This window comes from Faecalibacterium hattorii, from assembly GCF_003287455.1.
Taxonomy (GTDB): Bacteria; Bacillota; Clostridia; order Oscillospirales; family Ruminococcaceae; genus Faecalibacterium; species Faecalibacterium hattorii.
Genome location: NZ_PRLC01000001.1, coordinates 161,408 through 184,169, shown reverse-complemented (window position 1 = coordinate 184,169; position 22,762 = coordinate 161,408). Strand labels below are relative to the sequence as shown.

General features: G+C 59.3%; 20 protein-coding genes and 1 tRNA gene. 10 read left to right on the top strand and 11 right to left on the bottom strand.

The window, feature by feature from the left end; genetic code table 11:
- The first annotated feature begins 43 nt into the window (after positions 1-43).
- From C4N23_RS00980 to C4N23_RS00955, 6 genes are all read left to right on the top strand, one after another.
- Positions 44-1,816, top strand: a complete 1,773-nt coding sequence (locus C4N23_RS00980) for an oleate hydratase (RefSeq protein ID WP_112143428.1) — start codon at positions 44-46, stop codon at positions 1,814-1,816.
- Positions 1,817-2,098: 282 nt separating this feature from the next.
- On the top strand, positions 2,099-3,874 hold the full coding sequence (locus C4N23_RS00975) for a bifunctional metallophosphatase/5'-nucleotidase (protein WP_112143426.1): 1,776 nt from the start codon (positions 2,099-2,101) through the stop codon (positions 3,872-3,874).
- Between the two features lie 307 nt (positions 3,875-4,181).
- Positions 4,182-5,552 (top strand): sodium-dependent transporter, encoded by a 1,371-nt coding sequence (locus C4N23_RS00970; protein WP_112143424.1) that lies wholly within the window; start codon positions 4,182-4,184, stop codon positions 5,550-5,552.
- A gap of 66 nt (positions 5,553-5,618) precedes the next feature.
- Entirely contained in the window at positions 5,619-6,347 is a 729-nt protein-coding gene (locus C4N23_RS00965) for a LytR/AlgR family response regulator transcription factor (protein ID WP_112143422.1), read from the top strand.
- A complete protein-coding gene (locus tag C4N23_RS00960; protein ID WP_112143420.1) occupies positions 6,337-7,620 on the top strand; it encodes a sensor histidine kinase in 1,284 nt (427 codons plus the stop codon). Before C4N23_RS00965 ends, C4N23_RS00960 begins: the two co-directional genes overlap by 11 nt.
- A gap of 428 nt (positions 7,621-8,048) precedes the next feature.
- Entirely contained in the window at positions 8,049-8,393 is a 345-nt protein-coding gene (locus tag C4N23_RS00955; protein ID WP_055188267.1) for a cupin domain-containing protein, read from the top strand.
- Between the two features lie 53 nt (positions 8,394-8,446).
- On the opposite strand, the gene C4N23_RS00950 is transcribed toward C4N23_RS00955, so the two are convergent.
- Genes C4N23_RS00950 through C4N23_RS00940 form a run of 3 tightly spaced genes read right to left on the bottom strand, consistent with a single transcriptional unit; the run spans position 8,447 to position 10,595 of the window.
- Positions 8,447-8,884, bottom strand: a complete 438-nt coding sequence (locus C4N23_RS00950; RefSeq protein WP_055188265.1) for an aspartate carbamoyltransferase regulatory subunit — start codon at positions 8,882-8,884, stop codon at positions 8,447-8,449.
- 1 nt (position 8,885) lies between these two features.
- Positions 8,886-9,824: an aspartate carbamoyltransferase gene (gene pyrB, locus C4N23_RS00945; RefSeq protein WP_112143418.1), complete on the bottom strand. Its 939-nt coding sequence runs from the start codon at positions 9,822-9,824 to the stop codon at positions 8,886-8,888.
- 15 nt (positions 9,825-9,839) lie between these two features.
- Positions 9,840-10,595 (bottom strand): GntR family transcriptional regulator, encoded by a 756-nt coding sequence (locus tag C4N23_RS00940; RefSeq protein ID WP_112143416.1) that lies wholly within the window; start codon positions 10,593-10,595, stop codon positions 9,840-9,842.
- A 184-nt stretch (positions 10,596-10,779) separates the two neighbouring features.
- On the opposite strand from C4N23_RS00940, the gene C4N23_RS00935 reads away from it, so the two are divergent.
- On the top strand, positions 10,780-11,322 hold the full coding sequence (locus C4N23_RS00935; RefSeq protein ID WP_112143414.1) for a GNAT family N-acetyltransferase: 543 nt from the start codon (positions 10,780-10,782) through the stop codon (positions 11,320-11,322).
- 54 nt (positions 11,323-11,376) lie between these two features.
- Here the strand turns inward: C4N23_RS00935 and C4N23_RS00930 are convergent.
- The 3 genes from C4N23_RS00930 to C4N23_RS00920 all read right to left on the bottom strand — a co-directional run bounded on the left by C4N23_RS00930 (position 11,377) and on the right by C4N23_RS00920 (position 15,168).
- A tRNA-Gln gene (locus tag C4N23_RS00930) sits at positions 11,377-11,450 on the bottom strand.
- A 168-nt stretch (positions 11,451-11,618) separates the two neighbouring features.
- On the bottom strand, positions 11,619-12,986 hold the full coding sequence (locus C4N23_RS00925; RefSeq protein WP_112143412.1) for an MATE family efflux transporter: 1,368 nt from the start codon (positions 12,984-12,986) through the stop codon (positions 11,619-11,621).
- Positions 12,987-13,161: 175 nt separating this feature from the next.
- Positions 13,162-15,168 (bottom strand): TIM-barrel domain-containing protein, encoded by a 2,007-nt coding sequence (locus tag C4N23_RS00920; RefSeq protein ID WP_112143410.1) that lies wholly within the window; start codon positions 15,166-15,168, stop codon positions 13,162-13,164.
- A gap of 254 nt (positions 15,169-15,422) precedes the next feature.
- Between C4N23_RS00920 and C4N23_RS00910 the strand changes: the two genes are divergently transcribed.
- From C4N23_RS00910 to C4N23_RS00900, 3 genes are all read left to right on the top strand, one after another.
- Positions 15,423-16,043 carry a sugar transferase gene (locus tag C4N23_RS00910; protein WP_112143406.1) on the top strand — a complete coding sequence of 207 codons (621 nt, stop codon included), beginning with the start codon at positions 15,423-15,425 and terminating at the stop codon, positions 16,041-16,043.
- 77 nt (positions 16,044-16,120) lie between these two features.
- Positions 16,121-17,455 carry an aspartate--tRNA(Asn) ligase gene (gene aspS, locus C4N23_RS00905; RefSeq protein ID WP_097838628.1) on the top strand — a complete coding sequence of 445 codons (1,335 nt, stop codon included), beginning with the start codon at positions 16,121-16,123 and terminating at the stop codon, positions 17,453-17,455.
- 18 nt (positions 17,456-17,473) lie between these two features.
- Positions 17,474-18,682, top strand: coding sequence for a GNAT family N-acetyltransferase (locus C4N23_RS00900; protein ID WP_055188246.1), 1,209 nt, complete (start codon positions 17,474-17,476; stop codon positions 18,680-18,682).
- Positions 18,683-18,817: 135 nt separating this feature from the next.
- Here C4N23_RS00900 and C4N23_RS00895 read toward each other — a convergent pair whose 3' ends face one another.
- From C4N23_RS00895 to C4N23_RS00875, 5 genes are all read right to left on the bottom strand, one after another.
- Positions 18,818-19,456 carry a GDSL-type esterase/lipase family protein gene (locus C4N23_RS00895; RefSeq protein WP_055188244.1) on the bottom strand — a complete coding sequence of 213 codons (639 nt, stop codon included), beginning with the start codon at positions 19,454-19,456 and terminating at the stop codon, positions 18,818-18,820.
- Between the two features lie 22 nt (positions 19,457-19,478).
- Positions 19,479-20,414 (bottom strand): ROK family protein, encoded by a 936-nt coding sequence (locus C4N23_RS00890; RefSeq protein WP_112143404.1) that lies wholly within the window; start codon positions 20,412-20,414, stop codon positions 19,479-19,481.
- A 16-nt stretch (positions 20,415-20,430) separates the two neighbouring features.
- Positions 20,431-21,135 (bottom strand): N-acetylmannosamine-6-phosphate 2-epimerase, encoded by a 705-nt coding sequence (locus C4N23_RS00885; protein WP_097838631.1) that lies wholly within the window; start codon positions 21,133-21,135, stop codon positions 20,431-20,433.
- A complete protein-coding gene (locus C4N23_RS00880; protein ID WP_055188239.1) occupies positions 21,128-21,589 on the bottom strand; it encodes a NanQ anomerase/TabA/YiaL family protein in 462 nt (153 codons plus the stop codon). Before C4N23_RS00880 ends, C4N23_RS00885 begins: the two co-directional genes overlap by 8 nt.
- A gap of 81 nt (positions 21,590-21,670) precedes the next feature.
- Positions 21,671-22,600 carry a dihydrodipicolinate synthase family protein gene (locus C4N23_RS00875; RefSeq protein ID WP_112143402.1) on the bottom strand — a complete coding sequence of 310 codons (930 nt, stop codon included), beginning with the start codon at positions 22,598-22,600 and terminating at the stop codon, positions 21,671-21,673.
- Between the last annotated feature and the right edge of the window lie 162 nt (positions 22,601-22,762).

The window sequence follows — 22,762 nt, the reverse complement described above, 5'->3', positions numbered from 1 at the left end:
GGAACGCCGCCCGGAAACATCCAAAATTCAGGAGGTCTGCGTTATGTATTATTCCAGTGGCAACTACGAAGCCTTTGCACATCCCCGCAAGCCGGAGGGTGTCGATGATAAATCTGCCTATATCATTGGTTCGGGTCTGGCGGCGCTGACCGCAGCGTGCTATCTCGTCCGGGACGGTCAGATGAAGGGCGAACACATCCATGTGTTTGAAAAGGACCCGCTGCCCGGCGGCGCTTGCGACGGTTACAAGTACGACATTGGCTATGTGATGCGCGGCGGCCGCGAGATGGACAACCACTTCGAGGTCATGTGGGATCTGCTGCGCTCCATCCCCTCGCTGGAAACGGAAGGGGCCAGCGTCCTCGATGAGTATTACTGGCTGAACAAGGAAGACCCCAACAAGTCCCTCTGCCGCGCCACCGAAAAGCGCGGGCAGGACGCCCACACCGATGGCAAATTCGCCATTTCCGATAAGGGTGCCATGGAGATCATGAAGCTCTTCTTCACCCCGGACGAGCAGCTGCAGGATAAGAAGATCACCGACATTTTTGACGATGAGGTGTTCTCTTCGAATTTCTGGCTCTACTGGCGCACCATGTTCGCCTTCGAGAACTGGCACAGCGCACTGGAGATGAAGCTCTATCTCAAACGCTATATCCACCACATCGGCGGTCTGCCGGATTTCACCGCCCTGCGCTTCACCCGGTACAACCAGTACGAGTCCATCATCCTGCCCATGGTCACCTACCTGAAGGAGCACGGCGTGGAGTTCCAGTACGAGACGAAGGTCACGGATGTCCGCTTCAAGATCGAGGACGGCAAGAAACAGGCCAGCTCCATCACCGTGGAGCACAAGGGTGAGGAAAAGGTGCTGGACCTGACGGAGAACGACCTGCTCTTCATCACCAACGGCGGCTGCGTCGAGAGCTGCACCATCGGCTCGCAGGACAAGGCGGCGGGGTTCGACCCCGCCATCAAGCCGGGCAACGGCTGGGATCTGTGGAAGAAGATCGCCGCGCAGGACCCCTCCTTCGGCCATCCCGAAAAGTTCTGCTCGCAGCCGGAACTGTCCAACTGGGAGAGCGCGACCATCACCACGCTGGACGACAAGATCCCCCAGTATATCAAGAAGATCTGCAAGCGCGACCCCTTCACCGGTCACACCGTCACCGGCGGCATCGTGACCGTCAAGGATTCCAACTGGCTGCTCAGCTGGACCTTGAATCGCCAGCAGCAGTTCCGTGACCAGCCCAAGAATCAGCTCTGCGTCTGGGTCTACGGCCTGTTCAGCGACAAGCCCGGCGACTATGTGAAGAAGCCCATGCGGGACTGCACCGGCCGCGAGATCTGCATGGAGTGGCTGTACCATCTGGGCGTGCCCACCGAGGAAATCGCTGAGCTGGCCGAACACAGCGCCAACACCGTGCCGGTCATGATGCCCTATATCGACGCCTTCTTCATGCCGCGTGCCTTCGGCGACCGCCCCGATATCGTGCCGCAGGGTGCCGTCAACTTCGCTTTCCTCGGCCAGTTCGCCGAGACCGGCCGCGACACCATCTTCACCACCGAGTATTCGATGCGCACCGGCATGGAGGCCGTTTACACGCTGCTGAACATCGACCGCGGCGTGCCGGAGGTTTGGGGCAGCACCTATGACGTCCGCAGCCTGATCGATGCTACCGTGAAGCTCCGGGACGGCAAGAAGATCACCGAGATGAACCTGCCGTTCATCCAGCGAGTCGCGCTCAAGGAAGTGCTCAAGAAGATCGAGGGCACTGACCTTGAAAAGTTCCTCAAGGAGTATCACGCCATCTGACGTGCATGCCGAAATGATTTCTCCGATCCGTTTTTGGATCTCCCCCTGAATGGGGCCGGGCCCTGCAAGCCTGAGACGGGATGCAGGACTCGGCCTTTTTTCGTGAAAATTTACAGAAAACTCATAAAAAGTACGACTTTCGTGAAATGATTTTGCGCAGGATCTACGGTTTTGCCTTGAGAAAAGTGTCAAAGTGTGTTATGCTTATACTACAAATACGGCGCGGGGGAGAGAGCCTGTGCCGCAAAACCGTGTTGTACGATCAAAAGGAGGTCATTTCCTGTGAAACAGTTCATTTCCCGCCGCAGCTTTATGAAGGCTACTGGAGCTGCCACTGCACTGACCGCAGTCTCGTTTGCTGCGCCCGCGGCGTCGGCCGAAGAGACCAATTGCTTCCTTGGTGACAAATCGGCGGTCACCATCCTCTACACCAACGATGTGCACACCTACATCGACAAAAAGTCCCCCGAACTGACCTATGCCGCCATCGCTGCGCTGAAAAAGAGCTACGAGGATGCGGGCCAGAACGTCCTGCTCGTGGACGCCGGTGACCACATTCAGGGCACCGCCTATGGCTCCATGGACGATGGCGAGACCATCATCAAGCTGATGAACGAGGCGGGCTACGATCTGGCCACCCCCGGCAACCATGAATTCGACTACGGCATGGCCCGCGCCAAGGCGGTCATGAAGGAAGCCGACTTCACCTACATCTCCTGCAACTGGGTCGATCTGCGCACCGGCCTGAAGGTGCTGCCCACCATCAAGATGTTCACCATCGGCGGTGCCCGCATCGCCTTTGTGGGCGTCACCACCCCGGAGACCTTCACAAAATCCACCCCGGCCTACTTCATGAACGCCAGCCAGACCAAGTACATCTATGATATCCTCGGCGGCGACGACGGCCAGAAGCTGTACAATGCGGTCCAGAAGGCCATCGACAAGGCAAAGTTCCTTGGCGCAACGTACATCATCGGCCTCGGCCATCTGGGCGTGGATCCCTCCTCTTCGCCGTGGACCAGTGAAGAGGTCATCGCCCATACCACCGGCTTCGACGCCTTCATCGACGGCCACTCCCACACCGTGATGGAGAACAAGCAGGTGGCCGATGCCTCCGGCAAGGCCGTCACCCTGACCCAGACCGGCTCCTACTTCAAGAATGTCGGCAAGATGACCATCGGTGCGGACGGTACCATTACCACCGAACTGATCCATACTTACGAGGGCGCGGACGCAGCCGTGGCCGCCACTGCCGCCGAGTGGATCAGCGCTGTGGACGATATGCTGGGCGAGGAGATCGCTGTGGGCGACTCCAAGTTCTACATCAATGACCCCGCCACCGGCAAGCGCCGCATCCGCTCCGGCGAGACCAACCTCGGCGACTTCGTGGCCGACGGCATCTATACCTACTTCAACGAGATCGAAGAACTGCACTGCGATATCGCCATCATGAACGGCGGCGGCATCCGCACCGATGTGGACGCGGGCCCGTGGAGCTTCAAGACCTGCAAGACCGTCAGCCCCTTCGGCAATGTGGCTTGCCTGATGTCCGTCACCGGTCAGCAGATCCAAGACGCGCTGGAGTTCGGTGCCCGCTTTGTGGGTTCGGACGGCAAGGAGAACGGCGGCTTCCTGCATGTGGCCGGTGCCCGGTATGAGATCCACGCCATGATGCCCAACACTGTCCTCACCGACGACAAGAACGTCTGGCAGGGCAGCGCCACCACCCCCCGCGTGACCAACGTGGAAATCTACAACAAGACCACCGGCACCTATGAGCCGCTGAACCCCAGCGCCACCTATGCGCTGGCCGGTATGAACTATACCCTGCGCAACCTCGGCGACGGCTTTGCGATGTTCGACGGTGCGACCCTCATCAAGGACTATGTCTCCGAGGACTACCTCGTCATGTCCAGCTACGCGGCCATGTTCGGCGGTGTGGACGGGAACGGTCTGCCTCACCTGAGCAGCGCCAACAGCCCGCTGGCCGATTATCCCGGCTACCTCCTCAACTATGAGGAACCCTACGGCGCGGGCCGCATCCAGATCATCTGGTAAGGCTGCTCCGGACGCTCTGAAATAGGAAATCAAAGGGAACAAAACGCCTCCCCATGTAGAACGCATCCTACACGGGGAGGCGTTGTTCTGCCGTTAGCTGTTGACCACACCAGATCGCAGCATTCCATTTTTTGCATCTTGTGAAATCTTGTTCTTTTCGCCTGTATCAAAAGTGAATCTTTTTCTTCTCCAAAATTGCATAAAACCCGCCGAAAACGGGGGAAAGTGTGATATAATAACCTTATTATGCTCTCCCAAACTGTGCGGGGAGGGCGGACAAAAGGATTACAGAGGAGAAAAAAACATCATGGAACGTGAGACCCTAAAATCGCGGCTGGGCTTCATCCTGCTCTCGGCGGGATGCGCTATCGGCATCGGCAACGTCTGGAAATTCCCGTATATGGCGGGTCAGGGCGGCGGCGGTGCCTTCGTGCTGTTCTATCTGCTCTTCCTCGTCATTCTGGGCTTGCCCATCATGACCATGGAATTTGCAGTGGGCCGCGCCAGCCGCAAGAGTCCGGTGCGCGCCTATCAGGCGCTGGAAAAGCCGGGCCAGAAGTGGCACATCCACGGCTATTTTACCCTCATCGGGTGCTATCTGCTGATGATGTTTTACACCACCGTTGCGGGCTGGATGCTGCACTATTTTTACATGACAGCGGCCGGGAAGCTGTCCGGCCTGAGCACCGGGCAGGTGACGAATGCCTTCAGCGAGATGCTGGCAAACCCCGGCGTCATGGCGTTCTGGATGGTCTTCGTGGTCGCGTTCGGCATTCTGGTCTGCGCCAAGGGCCTGCAGAACGGCCTTGAGCGGGTGACCAAGGTCATGATGATCGCGCTGCTCGTCATCATGGTCGTCCTCGCGGTCAACAGTCTGTTCATGCCCGGCGCGAAGGAGGGCCTGAGCTTCTACCTCGTGCCCGATTTCGCCCGGATGAAGGAAGTCGGCGTGGTCAACACGCTGGTGGGCGCCATGAATCAGGCGTTCTTCACCCTGAGCCTCGGCATCGGTGCCATGGCCATCTTCGGCAGCTATATCGGCAAGGAGCACGCGCTGCTGGGCGAGTCCATCCGCATCGTGGCGCTGGATACCTTCGTAGCCATCACGGCGGGTCTGATCATCTTCCCGGCCTGTTTTACCTATGGCGTGGACCAGACCGCCGGTCCCAGCCTGATCTTCATCACCCTGCCCAACATCTTTGCCAACATGGCCATGGGCCGCCTGTGGGGCAGCCTGTTCTTCCTGTTCATGGCCTTCGCGGCACTGTCCACCGTGCTGGCGGTGTTTGAGAACATCATCTGCTGCGGCATGGAGCTGACCGGTTGCACCCGCAAGAAGTCCAGCATCGTGAACCTGTTCCTTATCATTGCGCTGTCCATGCCCTGCGTGCTGGGTTACAATATCTGGAGCTGGGACGGCTTTGCTGTGTTCGGCGGCGCGGTGCTGGACTTCGAGGATTTCCTCGTCAGCAACCTGTTCCTGCCGCTGGGTTCGCTGGTCTACCTGCTGTTCTGCGTCTCCCGCTATGGCTGGGGCTGGAACAACTACAAGAAGGAAGTCAACACCGGCGACGGCCCCAAGATGCAGGATTGGATGCGCGGCTATCTGTCCTACGGTCTGCCGCTGATCGTTCTGTTCATCTTTGCCTTCGGCATCTACGACAAATTCTTCGCCTAACAATACCAGAGAGCGGGCTCTTCCTATGGGGAAGCCCGCTTTTTTCGAGAGGGAGGAGACTCCATTATGCACTTGTTGATCTGCGATGACGATGCACGGTTTGCCGCGCGGGTGGAGCAGAAAGTCCGGGACGAGCTGGCCCAGCGCGGGATCCCGGCCCAGATCACCGTCTGCACCCGCGGCGAGGAGGCCCTTGCCACCCCACATCTGGAGCTTTATCAAGTGGCGCTGCTGGACGTGGACCTTGACACCATGAACGGCATCTCACTGGGCCGCCAGCTGCGCCAGTCCAGCCCGGACATCGCCCTCATCTACATCTCTGCCTATCTGGAATTTGCGCCGGAGGGCTACACCGTCAATGCGTTCCGCTACATCCTCAAGCGGGACATGGAGCGGATGCTGCCCAACTGCTTGGAGGCCCTCTTCCGCGAAAAGACGGCCAGCGGCCGCAAGGTGCTGACCATCCGGCAGAACCGCACCGAGATGGAGCTGCCCTATGACAGCATCTATTGCCTCGAAAGCGACCTGCGGAAGGTGAACGTCTACGGGGACGTGCCGCATCAGCCGCTCTGCTCCTATTACGGCAAGCTAACCGACCTGCCCGCCGAGCTGTTCGAGAACGGCTTCCTGCGGGTGGGGCGGAGCGATGTGGTGAATATGCGCTACATCCGCCAGATCAGCGGCTACAAGGTAACGCTGCGCAACGGGGTGGAACTGAGCGTCAGCCGGAACGGCTATGCAGCCATCCGGGCGACCTATCTGGAATGGAAGGGGCAGTTCAGCGATGAATCCTGAATCGTGGTTTCTGATCGGCCACATCGTCTGTATTTCGCAGTGGTGCGCCTTTATCATGGTGGACTACGCCTACCTCGGCAAAGGCCGGGTGCGGCCGCTCTGGCTCTGGACGACTGTACTGGTGGCGGGGGAGCTGTTCCTTGGCATCAAGCTCAATATCGGTTTCTTCACCCTGCTGAGCATCTGGGAAAATGTCGGCTTCGTGCTGGTCTCCACGCTGGTGTTCGGCGGCACGCTGGCCCAGAAGCTGACGGCGGCCCTCATCAACGGCACCATGTGTCTGCTGGCGGAAAATACCGTCCGGTATGTGGCTTCGTGGGTGACGCATACCTCGCTTCTGATGATCTGGAAACGGATGGACTGCCTTGTGGCAATGACCATCACGAATGTCATCGTGGGCGTTCTGGTGGCCTACTTTGCCCACAGATGGAAGACTGAACGGGCGCTGGAATCCCCACAGGCGCTGGTGATGTCCTTCTTTCCCGGCATCACGGTGGTGCTGAACGTGGTGCTGATGATCTCCGCCGAGGACAAGCCCGCCGATTTCCTGATGCTTTTGCTGACGCTGGGCCTGACTGTGGCAGTGCTCATCCATATGGGCATCGTCCAGATGTTCAACGATCAGATGGCGCAGCAGCAAGCGCTCCACGTTCAGGCAGCGCTGGAGCGGGAGCGCGCCGAGGCATTGATGGACTCTTATACCACCCAGCGCCGCCTGACCCATGAGTTCACCAACCACACCGATGCGCTGGCCCTGCTTTTGCAGCAGGGAGAGTACGAGGAGGCCAAGGCGTATCTTGCAACGGTGACCAAGACCATTGCGGCCAACACCACCATCATGGACACCCACAACCCGCTGCTGGATGCCCTGTTGAGCAAAAAGTATGAGGAAGCCAGCCGCGAGGGAGTCATGCTCTACTTTGACCTGCCGGACCTGCGGGAGATCCCGCTGGACAACACCGACCTTGTGATGGTGGTGTCCAACCTGCTCAATAATGCCATTGATGCCGCTGCAAAAGCCGACCCGCCGGAGGTGTATTTTCGGATGCGCAAAACAGAGGCGGAGCTGCTGGTCTCGGTGCGGAACCGGGTGCAGAAGAACCTCGACCTTCCGGACGGCCAGCTCCCGCGCAGCACCAAAAAGGAGCCGGGGCACGGCATGGGCCTGTGGAACGTGACCGACGTGCTGCGCAAATATCAGGGCGAATACACCATCAGCTGCCGGGAAAAATGGTTCCGGTTCACCTGTTCGGTGCCCGTCCGCAAAATATGACATCCTCCCCCGCAGAATATGACATTTCGGGTGAAATGCCCGGCGGCATTTGGTATAATCTGGTTAAGAACAAGGCGGAACTCCAGAGCCAGTGCATTGCGGCCGAAGCAATTCGGAGGTGCTGGCGGGGGAGAGGGCAGAGCCGCAGAGCGTGTGTGCTGTTTTGCAGCCTTGTCTGGTGAAAAGTCCTAACGAAGCTCTTGACGGTGATCGGGGGATTGCTGTTTATAGAGACTCTTTTAAGGGCCGTGTCGGTGCGCGTCGTTGTGTGGGAACGGGATGCGCTTTTCGATGCGGCAGTGGAGAGAGCTTCGGATAGGGCTTTTTTAGTTGTAAACAAAGGCGGAACTCTTGCCAAACGGGTTCTGCCTTTTTATAATGGAAATAAAAAACGGCCCCGCAGCGGGGCCGGGAAAGAAGGAACGTTTATGAAACTGCCGGAGAAGAAACAGCGCTGGGTCCTGCATGAGGACACTCTGCCGCAGCCCGCAGGCGCGGGCGTCACCCGCAGGGTGCTGGCCTATACAGACGGCCTGATGTGCGTGGAGAATACCTTTGAAAAGGGCGCGGTCGGCGCACTGCACCACCACCCCCACACCCAGATCACCTATGTGGTCTCCGGTGCCTTCGAGTTCACGGTGGACGGTGTGACCCGTACCGTCCACAAGGGCGACACCATCCTCAAGGAGGACGGCGTGGAGCATGGCTGCGTCTGCACCGAAGCGGGCATCCTGCTGGATATCTTCACCCCCATGCGGGAGGATTTCGTGTAACAAAAAGAGCGGACGAGTGCAACGGCTCGTCCGCTCTTTTGCTTGATAGGGATTTATTCCGGCTTGACCTGAAGCTCCTGCTCGCAGTAGATGCAGCGATACTTGCCGTTGGAGCTCAGTTCGAAGATCTGGTCGCACTCTTCCTCAATGGAGGAGATGCAGCGGGGGTTCTTGCACCGCACAATGTTGACCAGACGCTTGGGAGGCTGGGGTTTTTCCTTTTTGACCGCCTTGCCGTCCTTGATGATGGTCACGCTGATGTTGGGGTCGAGGTAGGCCAGCACATCGAGGTTCAGCCACGAAGCATCGCCCTCCACCTTGATGATGTCCTTGCGGCCGCCCTCCGCCTTGTGGGAGCGGGCGTTCTGGATCAGCGCCACGCTGGCGGTGCGGTTGCCTTTGATGCCCAGCAGATCCATCAGGCCGACGGCAGTGCCTGCCTTGATGTGATCAATCACGATACCATTCTGGATTTCATCGATGTTCAGCATTTCAGTTGCCCTCCTTGGCCTTGGGGTCCTGCAGACCCAGCAGTGTCATGATCAGCGCCATACGGACGTAGACAGCGTTCTGCACTTGTTCAAAATAGGCGGCACGCGGGTCGTCGTCCACATCCAGCGCGATCTCGTTTACGCGGGGCAGGGGATGGAGCACGGCCATGTTCTCTTTGGCCAGCGCCATCTTCTCGCTGGTCAGGATGTAGCTGTTCTTCAGGCGGATGTAGTCTTCCTCGTTGAAGAAGCGCTCCTTCTGCACACGGGTCATGTACAGGATGTCCAGCTCCGGCATGGATTCCTCAAGGCTGCGGGTCTCACGGTACTCGATGCCCTTGGCTTCCAGCACATCCTTGATGATGTAATCGGGCACCCGCAGCTCCTCCGGGCTGATGAGCACGAAGCGGATGTTTTTGCAGCGGGCCATCGTCTTGATGAGAGAGTGGACGGTGCGGCCGAACTTCAGATCGCCGCACAGGCCGATGGTCAGGTTGTCCAGCCGGCCCATCCGGGAGCGGATGGTCATCAGGTCGGTCATGGTCTGGGTGGGGTGCTGATGGCCGCCGTCGCCCGCATTGATGACCGGAATGCGGGAGTAGCGGGAAGCGCGGAGCGGCGCACCTTCCTTGGAGTGGCGCATGGCCACGATGTCGGCGTAGCAGGAGATCACGCGGATGGTGTCGGCGACGCTTTCACCCTTGGAAGCGCTGGAAACGTTCTCGCTCGGAAAACCCAGCACGTGTCCGCCGAGGTTCAGCATGGCCGCCTCGAAGGAGAGGCGGGTGCGGGTGGACGGCTCGTAGAACAGGGTGGCGAGTTTTTTGTGGGCCGCAACGTCCTGATAAGCAGCAGGGTCGGATCGGATGCGGTCAGCTAAGTTCAGCAGGGAGTCGATCTCTTCCGGGCTGAAATCCAAGGGGTCGATCAGATGGCGCATGAATTTTTACCTCCGTCAAAGTAATTTTCGCAGAATGGAAAAATCAAAGAAATTTGTGTAATAACTCAGCGAACGCATGACTGGGTGACACAGCCGATTGAAACAGATCTCGTCGAGCAGCAGCATGGCCTCGCCCGGTGCCAGCCGCATGGCCGCGCGGATGGCCTCGTCGCCGCAGCTGGCCTTCAGGTGGGCGACATTGGACGAGATCTGCTGGCTGCACTCCTGCTCCAAGATATCGAACACGCCGCCGCTCAGGTCGATGCGGGTGTAGTCCCGGCTGCCGAACAGCGCACGGGGCAGATAATCGATGGAGTAGATGACCGGGGTGGTATCGGCGAGGATCCGCTTTTTGATGCAGATCACCTCATCCCCCGGCGCAATGGCCAGATCGCGGGCCAGCTCGGCCCCGGCGCGGATGGGATAGATCTGGATGCCATCGGCGTGGGGGTAGCTGCCAAAACTGCGGATCAGCGGGTAATATTCCAGCTTTTGATCCAACCGGCTGCGCAGGTTGAGCACAGTGCGGTTGACCACGGTCCCGATGCCGCGCACCCGCTCGATGTATCCGGCACGCTCCATCTCGCTCAGCGCATCGCGGATGACGGTGCGGCTGACGCCAAGTTGTGCGGCCAGATCGACCTCAGCGGGCAGACGGTCCGCGTCGGCGTAGCAGCCGGTACGCAGTTCTTCCAGCAGCGCGGCTACGATGCGGTCACTGATGACCGCACCGCCCAAGCGGATGGAAGACGAAGAGCTGGAATCTTTCATAGGTTGTATCCTCCGGTTCACGGGCGGGGCTGCCGCCCGGACATGCAGAAAACTGCCCTGTGACCCCAAAGTTTCACTGGACAATTTTTCTTGCATTCATTATAACATAAGATAAGATGATTTCAAACGGCAATTATACTGGAATCCGGAAGAAAGTATGATTTTATTTTGGAGGAGATTGAAAATGAAACTTTTGCTGCACAAGGTCTGCGGCCAGCCCGCCGCACTTCCTGTAACTATCCGCCGCTGCGGCCCGGCGGACGCCGATGCCTTTTACGCGCTGCAAAATGAGGTGTGCGCCGCCATGCCGCACCCGGAGCAGTTCGTGCCCGATACGCTGGAGAATATCACGGCTTATCTGACCGGAGATCTCTGCCTCGGCGTGTATGACGGTGCTCGGCTGGGAGCCTATTTCATCCTGCGCTACTGCGGCCAGAGTGAGCACAATTACGCGGCGTTTCTGGGCGTCCCGAAGAGCGAGTGGGACCACTGGGCCAACGCCGACAGTGCCATCGTCCACCCGGACTGGCGGGGCAACGGCTTGCAGCGCAAGCTCCTTGAAGCCGCGCTGCCCCTGCTCCGCCCCGGCATCGTGGGCATCGGGGCCACCGTCAGCCCCGAAAACCAGTACAGTTTGAACAATGCCCTCGCCAGCGGTTTCACCATCGCCGCCCGGCGGGAGATGTACGGCGGGTATGATCGGTATCTGCTGAAGAAAATGGTGTAAAAAGAGGCGGCTGCGGAAAACAAAAAAGCCACCTGATCTTCATCAGGTGGCTTTTGGTTGGGGATGAGAGAATCGAACTCCCACAAGTAGAGTCAGAGTCTACCGCACTACCACTATGCAAATCCCCAAGATATGCTTTGTTGTTTGGCTTTCGAGCCGCTCAACGTGTGCTATTATACGGGAAAAGGCGGGAGTTGTCAAGCACTTTTTCAAACTTTTTTGCAGAAATTTGAAAAACCGGCCTGAACTCTGCGCAGCGCAGGGTCCGGACCGGTTTGTATGGTTACGGAGTTTTATTAGGCTGCAGCCCTTTCCGACTGTTTTACGGCCAGTTTATGCCGCACCACCAACAGGCAGATGAGGTGGACGGAAGCCGTCAGCACCCAACTGATCGGGTAGCTAATGTAAAGGGTCGTGGTGGAACGGAAGAGTTGGAAGATGGTGGCGATCCAGACCAGACGGAGCAAGCAGCTGCCGATGAGGCTGACCACCATGGGCAAGACCGAGTAGCCGCGGCCGCGCAGACAACTGGCCAGCGTGTCCATCACGCCGCAGAGGAAGTAGCTGGTGCAGATGACCCGCATCCGGGCCAGACCGGCGGCGATGACGGTCTCATCGGTGGAATAGAAGTGGAGCAGCCCCTCACCGGCAAAGTAAGCGCCGCCGCCCAGCACCACGCCGACGACCACGGCACAGAGCAGACAGTTCCGCATGACGCGGTCAAGGTTGTCGTACCGGCGGGCACCCATGTTCTGACTGGTAAAGGTCACGGCAGCCTGTGCAAAGGCGTTCATGCCGGTGTAGATGAAGCCCTCGATGTTGGAGGCTGCCGAGTTGCCAGCGACCACGATGGAGCCGAAGGAGTTGATGGACGACTGGATGACCACGTTGGAGAGGCTGAACACCGTGCTCTGCAAGCCGGCGGGCAGACCGATCTTCAGGATCTGCAGCAGAGCCCCTTTGTGGAAGCCCAGATGCCGCAGGTCGAGGTGGAGGGCACCTTCCTCCCGGATGAGCAGGATGGTGACCATGATAGCGGAAACGGTCTGGCTGATGATGGTCGCCAGCGCCACACCGGCCACGCTCATCTGGAAGAGGATGACGAACACGAGGTTCAGCACCACATTGATGATGCCGGACACGGCCAGACAGTAGAGCGGGCGGCGGGTGTCGCCCACAGCACGCAGCAGCGCCGCGCTGAAGTTGTACAGCATGGTCATGGGCATCCCGATGAAGTAGATCTTCAGGTAGAGGGTCGAAAGGCCAATGACATCTTCCGGGCAGGACATCAGTTCCAGCAGACCGCGTGCCGCAAAGAAGCCTACAAAGGCCAGCAGCACGCCGCTGACGAGACCCAGCGTCACCGACGTCTGAACCGTATTCTGAACGCCGCGTTCATCTTTGGCACCAAAGCAGCGGGCGGCCACGACATTGGCACCCAGCGAAAGGCCGACGAAAAGGTTGACCAGCAGGTTGATGAGCGCACCGTTGGAGCCGACAGCGGCCAGTGCCGTGCTGCCCACAAACCGCCCGATCACAACGACGTCGGCCGCGTTGAAGAGGAGCTGCAGGATGCTGGACGCTGCCAGCGGCAGGGAAAACAGGATGATCTTTTTCAGCATCGGGCCGGTGGTCAGGTCGCCCGTGCGGGGAGATTGTGCCATGGAAAATGCCGCCTCCTTTGATTTTTACGATCCATTCGGATGAGCCGGATCTCACAAGCCGCGCTGCCGCTTTTTCGAAGCGGCACAATTCCTTATTATAGCGCGGCATCGGGTAAAATACAAGTAAAATCAAAACAAAAAAGGCCCCGCACGGCGGCAGGACCTGAAAAAACCGTTAAAGGGTAAGGGTGCGCCAGTGCTCCGGTTTCTCGTAATCGGTGGTCACGCCGTCGTCGGTATACATCCGGTAGGAAGCGTGAGCCCCATCGGGCAGATAGCTCCACAGGTTCAGCTTGGTGTCGTCCAACTGGGCGGTGTTGTCGGCAGGAGAAGCTACCGGCACAAGATGGCCGGGCCGGATGAAGAGCAGCACTTCGTCCAGCCCACAGCGGACGTAGTGATGCCCGGCGGGGAGGATCTCCTCGTCGTAATCGTCTGCTGCCCGCAGACGGAGCAGTTTCATGGATTCGGGCAGGTAGACCATCCGGCCGTGGGCGTTCTGGGTGTAGACGGGCGCGGCCATCAGACCTTCACCGAGGAGAAGCTGGTCCTGCACCTCGCGGGCATCGGGGTCGCCGGGGTAATCAAAGGCCAGCGGCCGGAAGTAGGAGCCGTTTTCCAGCGCCGCCTTCATGAACTCGCTGTAGAGGTAGGGGAGCAGGGCATAGCGGAGCTGCAGCATCTTGCGGATGGCGGGCAGCTCGTCCTCGAACTGGTAATATTCCTGCGCGCGGGTGCCGGAACTGGAATGGTTGCGCATCAGCGGGGTCAGGATGCCGAACTCCAGCCAGCGCAGGGCAAGGTCGGGCGTGGTGTCGTAGCCGAAGCCGCACAGGTCTGCGCCGGTGTACAGGAAGCCGCACATCTGGACGTTGGGCATCATCTGGATGTTGGCCAGAAGCTGCCCCCACGAGGAATTGTTATCGCCCAGCCAGATGCCGCCGTACCGGTGGGAACCGATGAAGCTGGAACGGCTGTAGAGCAGGGTGCGCTTGTCCGGGCGTTCCTTTGCGAGGGCTTCCCCGGCGGCGCGGGTCATGCTGCCGCCGTAGAGGTTGTGGACCCGGTCGTGACGGATGCGCTGGCCGTTTACCTCGTGGTAGAAGCTGGCGTAGTCTTCGGGGCTGTTCATCAGGCCCATGACGCCGCCCACGACCTTCTCGAAGAAATCTTCCTGCTCGATGTTCGGCATCTTGCTCATCTCGGCCATGGAGTCGAAGAAGGCTTTCAGCCGGTCGGGAGAGTAGAAAAGGGCAGGCTCGTTCATATCGTTCCAGAAGCCCTCAATGCCGAGGTCCGTCAGCACTTTGTACCGCCCGCCGAACCACTCCCGCACTTCCGGGCGGAGGAAATCGGCAAAATACGCCTTGCCGGGCCAGACCGCGGCCACAAAGGGGGTGCCGTCGGCCTTTTTGCAGAAGTAATCCTTGGCAAGGCCCTCTTGGCAGGTCTCGTCCTTTTCGTCGATGCGCACGCCCGCGTCAATGATGGGCACCAGACGGATGCCCTCGGCCTTGAGGTCGTCGGCAAGCTGTTTCAGGTCGGGGAAGCGCTCTTTGTTCACGGTAAAATCGGCGTAGCCCTGCATATAGTCGATGTCCATGCAGATCATGTCCAGCGGCAGGTCGTGGGTCTTGTACTGCTGTGCCACCGTGCGGATGTCGGCTTCGGTCTTGTAGCCGAAGCGGCTCTGGGCCAGACCAAAGGCCCATTTCGGCGGGATGTAGCTGCGGCCGATGAGGGCGCGGAACTCCCTGCACAGGGCGTTCTCGTCCCCGCCGGAAAGCAGATACAGCTCATAGTCCGGCTCCTCGGTGCGGATGGTCAGGGTGTCGTGCCGGGTGTAGCCGATGTCATAATGGACTTTTCCGGGGAAATCCACAAAGAGGCCAAAGCACTCCGCTCCATTGCGGATCAGCAGAAAATTGTGCGCACCATAGTAGGAAAGCTTGTCCTCGGTGTGGCGGGACTCGTCGGTGTTGTTGGTGACGTAATGCCAGCCGCGCTTGTTCAACCCGCGGGGCATTTCGCCCAAGCCGTAAACGACGCAGTTCTCCTGCATCTTGTACTGCCAGCCGCCGGGCAGGGCGGTCAGAAACGGAACGGGATCCTCACAGAGCGGGAGCGTCTGCACGACGCTCTCGGTGGGGATGGGGTGCCCGAATGAAAAACGCTGGATCACGGTGGAACCCTCCTTCGAAACGCTGCAAAAACAAACATTTTAATAGGATGGCTTAATAGTACGGCAGAACCGGCCCCGGAGCAAGGGACAAAACAGGCAGAAAAATAAAACAAAACCGGCGTTGCGCCCCGGTAAGCAAACCCATACTGAAACGAAAGGCGCACGGAAAACCTTGCCGGATGAATTGAAAAATGTCGAAGGGCTTGGTATAATGGATGCGTTCGGAATCGAAATCCATAAAGGGAGGGTTCTCCATGTATCGTAACGGCATCAAGCGGCTGCTGGCCATCCTGCTGTCCCTGTGCGGGATGCTCGTGCTTTCGCCGCTGCTGCTCATTCTCTGCATCGCCATCAAGGTGGATTCGCCGGGGCCTATTCTCTTCAAGCAGAAGCGGGTGGGCATCCATAAAAAGCACTTCAACATCCTCAAATTCCGCACCATGCGGATCGATACCCCCCACGATATGCCCACTCATCTGCTCAAGGATCCGGATCAATATATCACGCGGGTGGGGCATTTCCTGCGCAAGACCAGCCTTGACGAGCTGCCCCAGCTCTGGAACATCTTTGTGGGGGACATGGCGGTCATCGGCCCGCGCCCGGCGCTATGGAACCAGTATGACCTACTGGCCCAGCGGGACAAATACGGCGCCAATGACGTCCGCCCCGGCCTGACCGGCTGGGCGCAGATCCACGGCCGCGACGAGCTGGAGATCGACGAAAAGGCGAAACTCGACGGCTACTATGTGGAGCATTTGAGCTTCGAGATGGACGTGAAGTGCTTTTTCGGCACCATCGTGGCCGTGCTGGACCACGACGGCGTGGTAGAAGGCGGCACCGGCACCCTCCACGAAGAAGAGAAAAAGAAAAAGTAACCCGTTGAAACCGGTTGATTTATCCCGGAAAACGGCTATAATAAAAAGAGTACACAAGAATACGAAGGAGGATTTCCATGAATCGCACCTACATCCAAGAGGTACAAAAGGAAATTGGCAACACGATCAAAGTCCAAGGCTTTATCGAGAACCTGCGCAACAGCAAGTATATGGCCTTTATCGTGCTGAAGGATATTACCGGCAAGCTGCAGATTACCGTTGAGAAGGAAGACCACCCCGAACTGGTGGATACCATCGACCGGCTGACCCCGGATTCCGTTATCACCGTGACCGGCAAGGTGATGGAGAACGATTACGTCAAGATGGGCGGCATCGAGATGATCCCGGAGTCCATCGAGATCGAGAGCATTGCCGACGCACTGCCCATCGTCCGCAAGGAGATCGCTGCCACCAAGAAGAAGAAGGCCGTCGAGCGCTCCAGCATCGACCAGCGCATCGACTACCGCTGGGTGGATCTGCGCACCGATGAAAATCAACTGATGTTCAAGGCCCAGAGCTGCATGGTCAACGCCATGCGCAAGTTCCTGCTGGACGAAAATTTCATCGAGATCCACACCCCCAAGTTGATCGCGGCCGCCAGCGAGAGCGGCTCTGAGGTGTTCAAGGTCGATTATTTTGACCGCAACGCTTATCTGGCCCAGAGTCCCCAGTTCTACAAGCAGATGGCGATGGCTGCCGGCTTTGAGCGCATCTTCGAGACCGGCCCCGTCTTCCGCGCCGAGAAGAGCTACACCAACAAGCACGCTACCGAGTTCTCCGGCTTCGATCTGGAGTTCAGCTACATCACCTCCTTCTATGACGTCATGAAGATGGAAGAGGAGCTGCTGAAGGCCGGTCTGGCCGCCGTGAAGGAAGCCTACGGCGAGCAGATCAAGGAAGCCTTCGGGCAGGAGGTCATCGTCCCGGAGACTCCGTTCCCCGTGGTCAAGCTGGCCGACCTGTACAAGGGTCTGGAAGAGGAGTTCGGCTACACCGTCGATGACTCCGAGAAGGGCGACCTGACCACCGAGGCCGAGCGCCTGAGCTACGAGTGGGTCAAGAAGCACTACAACCACGAGTTCCTGTTCATCACCGATTACTCCGCCGAGAAGCGCGCCTTCTACCATATGCGCGACGAAAACGGCGTGCCGCAGGGCTACGACCTGATCTGGCGCGGTGTTGAGATCACCACCGGCGCCCAGCGTGAGCACCGCTATGAGGTGCTGAAGAAGCAGGCGGAGGAAAAGGGTCTGGCCGAGGACGTCAAGTTCTATCTGGAGTTCTTCCAGTACGGCTGCCCCCCGCACGGCGGCTTCGGCCTTGGCATCGACCGCCTGACCATGCTGCTCTGCGGTCTGCCCATCAAGGAGGCCGAGTTCCTGTTCCGCGGTCCCAACCGTCTGACCCCGTAAGGAGGGAGGCGTTTTGCGATGAACGCCGCCGAACATTATAAGACCCGCTATCTGGAACCCAAGGATCTGGATCAGTACAACGCCCTGCTCCGCTACACCTTTCAGGTCACGGAGGAAGAACTGACCGCGACCGGCTGGAAGGACGATGAGATCAAGCAGTCGAAATTCCCGGTGCTGGAACGCGCCGATGTGCTGGGCTGCTTCGATGGGGACGCCCTCGTTTCCCAGTTCGCAGTCTACCCGCTGAAGATGAACATCTACGATACGGTGTACCATGTCGGCTTTGTCACCAGCGTCTGCACCTACCCGGAGTACACCGGGCAGGGCATCATGAAAAAGCTGATGATCCAAGGCCTGACCCAGATGCACGAGGAGGGCAAATCCTTCGCGCTGCTCTACCCGTATTCCATCCCGCTGTATCACCATCTGGGGTGGGAGATCGTCTCCAACAAGATCTCGTTCAACATCAAGGATCGGCAGATCCCCACCAAAGTCAAAGCGCCCGGCTACGTCCGCCGCGTTTCGTGGGACAACACCGAGTTCCATGAGCTGCACTCCCATTTCGCTTCCATTACCCACGGGTGCCTGTTCCGCAACAGTCTTGCGTGGGAGGAATACTGGCGCTGGGACGAGGATGACACCAATGTTGCCGTCTACTACAACGTCAAGGATAAGCCCTGCGGCTACATGGTCTATCTCATCAAGAACGACATCATGCACATCAAGGAAATGGTCTACCTGAACCGCGAGGCGCAGAAAGGCCTGTGGGAGTACATCCACGCCCACGATTCCATGATCGACGAGGTGCACGGCAGCACCTACTTCAGCGAACCCATCGCCTTTGAGATGGACGACGGCGACATCAAGGAGAGCATCCGCCCTTATGCCATGGGCCGCATCATCGACGTGGAAGATTTCCTCGCCGATTACCCCTGTGACCCGGACGGCGGCACCCTGACCATCGCGCTGGAGATCGAGGATCAGCTCCTGCCGTGGAACGACCGCACCTTCACGGTGAAGTTTGAAAACGGCAAGTGTGTCCAGACCAACGAACCGGCTGAGTACCGCCTGAAAATGGGCATCGGCACCTTTTCCACCCTGCTTCTGGGATACAAAACGGCAGAACGCCTGTTTGAGCTGGAACGCATCGAGGGCAGGGAGGAGGCTGTGGAACGGCTGGACGATGTTCTCTTCCATAAGATCCCCTACATTTCGGATTACATCTGAGCCTTGAGAGACTGCTGCATCTGCGGCAGTCTCTTTCTGCATCATTTCAAAACCAAAAGATCCCGCTCCGGGCAGTGTCAAGGCTGCATCCGAGGCGGGATCTTTTCTGGGGGAGATATGCAGGAAAGAAAATAGTTAGAGAATCGTCGGCACCAGCTCGGCCAGTTTTTCGGCCAGCTGGGCGTGTCCCTTGCGGGTCAGGTGCATGAAGTCGATCTGGTTGAACTCACACCCTTCGGCGTCGAAGAAGTGGACATTGTTGCGCTCCGCGATCATCTTAAACTGGGCCGCGACCCCGCGGGATCTCTCCACACAGCCGTCGCCCATGACCTCATCGTGGAAGCCCTCCTTGATGCGGGGAGGGGCCACGACCAGAATGTTGGGGGTCTTGCCGCCCCAGCAGTCTACGCTCTTGCATTTCTGGATCAGGCGCTCCATGCCTGCGCCGATACAGGCGGCATTGGCTCCGAAACGCTCCTTGACGTCGTTGGTGCCCAGCATGAGGATGAGCAGATCAATGACCTCGTGGCTCTTGAGCAGGGCGTAGCACACGCTCAGGGCGTCCATAGACTCGTGGATGGGGTCCACAAAAACGGTGGTCCGGCCGGACAGACCTTCTTCGGTGACGAGGTACTTGTCGCCCAGTGCAGTCTGTAACCGGCAGGTCCAGCGCTCGTTCTCATTGAAGCGGATGCCGCCGTCGGCGTTGTCTTTCGGGTCGGCGCAGTAGCCGTGGGTGTTGGAGTCGCCGAGGCAGAGGATATGAGTTTTCATCGCAAATACACTCCTTTTTCAATTACAGTTCCGGATGGCACTGGCGGAAATAATATACCGCGCCGACCATTCCGGCGTCGTTGTGCAGCTGGGCCGCACGAACTTCCAGCCCCTCGGCAAAGGCGGGCATGACCGAGGCCTTCACCTTTGCGGCAATGGGGTCGATGAGCAGCTTTTGCTGGGCGGACACACCGCCGCCGATGAGGATCAACTGCGGGTTGAAGATGTGTACCATGCCCGCAAGGCCCTGCGCGATCTCGTCCGTCCAATGGTCCAGCAGGGCGAGGACAGTTTCATCGCCCGCTTCTGCCGCCGCAAAGATCGCCCGGCCGTCCGTCCAATCGGGGTTCTTTTCCTTGGCGGCGCGGACCAGTGCGGTGGTGGCGGCGTACCGCTCCCAGCAGCCCACGGCCCCGCAGGTGCACGGCACGCCGTCAAGGGCGTGGAGCCGGTAGTGGCCGATCTCGCCGCCAAGGCCGCGGGCACCTTCCAGCAGACGGCCGCCGGTCAGGATGCCGCCGCCGACGCCGGTGCCGAGGGTCACGCCGATGACGTCGGTGTAACCCTTCGCTCCGCCCACCCAGACCTCGCCGAGGCACATGCAGTTGGCATCGTTGGCAACAGTGACGGGCAGACCGAAGAGGGCTTCCAGTTCGGCCTTGATGGGGGAGCCGATGTAATGAGGCACATTGCCGCAGGTCCCGACGACGGTGCCCGCGCGGCTGTCGATCTGGCCGGTGGCGGACACGCCCACGCCGACGAAGGAAGCGGGGGAAAGGCCCTGCGCGTCCACAAAGGTTTTGGCCGCTTTGAGCACCGTGGTCAGGATGGGGGTCTCGTAGCTGTCGAAGCTGACGCTCTCCTCGGCTTTGGCCAGCACCACGCCGGTCTCGTCCACGACGCCCAGCTTGACGGAGGTGCCGCCGATATCAATGGCAAGATATTGTTTCTGGTTCATAAAAAGCGTCTCCGCGTTATTTGTTCATGGCGTTGATGGCACCGGTGAAGCGGGCCGTGATCTCGGCCGGGCGGGTGATGGCACCGCCGACAACGAGGGCAAAAGCACCGGCTTCCAGCGCCTTGACGGCCTGTTCGGGATAGTGGATGTGGCCCTCGGCGATGATCTTAGCCGGGCACTCGGTGGCCAGCTTGTGCACGAAGTCAAAGTCGATGTCGTTGATGCCCTGCGTCTCCGGGGTGTAGCCGCGCATCGTGGTGCCCACAAAATCGGCCCCGGCCTCGGCACAGGCCATGGCGTTTTCGAAGTTGTCGCAGTCGGCCATCAGGAGTTGATCGGGATACTTTGCCTTGATGGCGCGGATGAACTCGGCGGAGGTGGAGCCGTCCGGGCGGAGAGCACCGGTGCCCTGCACGGCGAGGATATCCACACCGCACGCCACCAGCTCGTCCACTTCCTTCATGGTCACGGTGATGTACATGGGGGTGCCGGGGTAATCCTTCTTGATGATGCCGATGACGGGCAGATCGACGACCTCCTTGATCTGGGTGATGTCCCGCACGGTGTTGGCGCGGATGCCCACGGCCCCGCTCATGGCGGCAGCTTTTGCCATCAGGGGCATTACGCCGCCCTCCTTGGTGTACAGGGGCTCGGTCTCCAATGCCTGACAGGAAACGATCAGGCCACCCTTGATCTGGGCAAACAGTTTTTCCTTATCCATGGTACTTGTCCTCCATTCTGATCTTGACGACAGCTTTGTGTACGTTCTTGCAATCGGGCTGCGCGATGCCGGGGCGGTGCAGCTCGCCGGGGAAGAAGATCACGAACCGCCCGCCGCCCAGCGTGCCGGTCACGGCATCGGGGCTGTCCTTGAAGCCGATATCGGGGGAGTAGGGCTTCACCTCGGTGCCCGGCTCGGTCTCGTAGCCCCAGCCCTCGCCGCCGGTCAGGTCGATCTGAAGATCGGCATAGAGGCGGTGGTATTCGGGGTGGGAACCCTCCATGGGCTGAAGGTCGGCGTCCATCACGTTGATGAACACATTCTCGCCGTCCACTTCGGTGCGGCCCAGCGGCAGGGCGTTCAGGTCACAGGCCGTCAGAAAGGTGATGGCCGTGTCGAGGTTTTTGTGGAAGCCCTGATATAAACTCAGGTGCTCCAGAGTATCGCAGATCATAAGGTCCCTCCATCAAAAAAGAGCGCCGGCCCTCTCCCCTCAGAAACGAGACGGAAGAGGGGGCGCTTTTTCAGTTACAGATCACAGCTTGGCGATGGCTGCTTCGATCATGGCCTGTGCCTCGGCGATGATGGGCTCATCTTCGGGGATGAGGCCGGGCATGGGCTCGCGAACGCCGCCCAGCTCCAGACCGTACATCCGGCGCAGGATCTCCTTCTGCACCGCGTACAGGTTGCCGTGGGCCTCGCACATCTTGTAGATGATGCGGTCGGCATCGTACTGGATGGCCTGAGCTTCCTTGATCTCGCCCTTGTTGATGTGGTCGTTCATGGCCAGATACAGCTCCGGCATCACGGCGTAGGTGCCGCCGATGCCGCCGTCTGCGCCGATGACGCGGCCGGAAACGAACTGCTCATCGGGGCCGTTGAAGACCACGAAGTTGCCCTCGCCGCGAGCCTTGATGCCGGCATCCTTGAACATCTGGATGTCCTGCGTGGGCATGGAGCTGTTCTTGACGGCGACGATGTTGGGGTTCTTGAGCATGGTGTTCAGCAAGCTCATGGTCAGGGCCGTACCGGCCAGCTGGGGGATGTTGTAGATGACGAAATCGGTGTGGGGGGCAGCGGCAGACATGGCGTTCCAATACTCTGCGATGGCATACTCCGGCAGGTGGAAGTAGATGGGGGGGATGGAAGCGATGGCGTCCACGCCCACGCTCTCGGCGTGCTTGGCCAGCTCCACACTGTCGGCGGTGTTGTTGCAGCCGACATGGGCGATGACGGTGATCTTGCCCTTGGCCTCGCTCATCACGGCCTCCAGCAGCTTCTTGCGCTCATCGGGGTGCTGGTAGATGCACTCGCCGGAAGAGCCGCCGACGTACACGCCCTTGACGCCCTTGGCGATCAGGTGGCGGGTGAGGGCTTTGACGCCCTCCACGGAGATATTGCCGTCCTTGTCATAGCAGGCATAGAACGCGGGGATAACGCCCTGATACTTGGTAAGGTCTTTCATGATACGTAACTCCTTCTCTATATGTCCTTTTGCGGTGCCCTGCATCCGCTTCGGCCCTTGGTGCGGGCCTCGCGTCTTGCAGACCGCTGCGCCAAAACAGCAAGCTCGCACGCTCTCTGTTCGGGCAGCGGAAGCAGCGCCCTCTTGCGGTGCCCTGCATCC